Below are 559 nucleotides of genomic sequence, written 5' to 3'. Positions count from 1 at the left end.
CTGCAAGAACGACTCGAAGCTCGCCTTGGTATGGTTCGCTACGCATAAAGTAGTGGCGCACCATGCCGTTGAAATCCATTGGGGAAGCGGTGCCTGCAAAGCCCGACACACTTGTCACTTCCGGCACCGACATTAAATAGTCCGTAAAGCTCGACAGCGCGTTGGAGGTATCCACAAAGCTTGAAGACTCTGGCATGTTTAATACCAATTGGAACTCATTTTTATTGTCATAAGGCAGCAACTTGAGTGGAACTAAGCGAAGTGCTGGCAACAATGCTGCCAAGACGAACAACAAGGCAACCAAACCAAGGAAAAGCCATGCTTTCTTGCGGCTTTCAAGTAGCGGAATCAACACACCACGATACAAACGATACATCGGCGAAGATTGGATGTCATAGTGGCCGTTTTCCTCAGCACCTTTGAGTAGCTTCTTGGCAAGCCAAGGCGTGATCATAAACGCGACAACGGTACTAAAGATAACGCTTATAGGAACGTTGAACGCCAGTGGCGCCATGTAAGGCCCCATCATCCCAGTGATAAAAAACATCGGCGTAAACAC

Annotated in this window: 1 protein-coding gene; it reads right to left on the bottom strand. The window is 48.5% G+C overall.

Going from position 1 to position 559, the window contains the following annotated elements; all coding sequences use genetic code 11:
- The coding region (locus tag R7R78_RS28540; protein WP_225474902.1) for an efflux RND transporter permease subunit at positions 1-559 on the bottom strand (559 nt) is incomplete at both ends.

It is taken from the genome of Vibrio sp. 2134-1, assembly GCF_033339495.1.
This window is presented reverse-complemented; position numbering and strand designations above follow the sequence as displayed.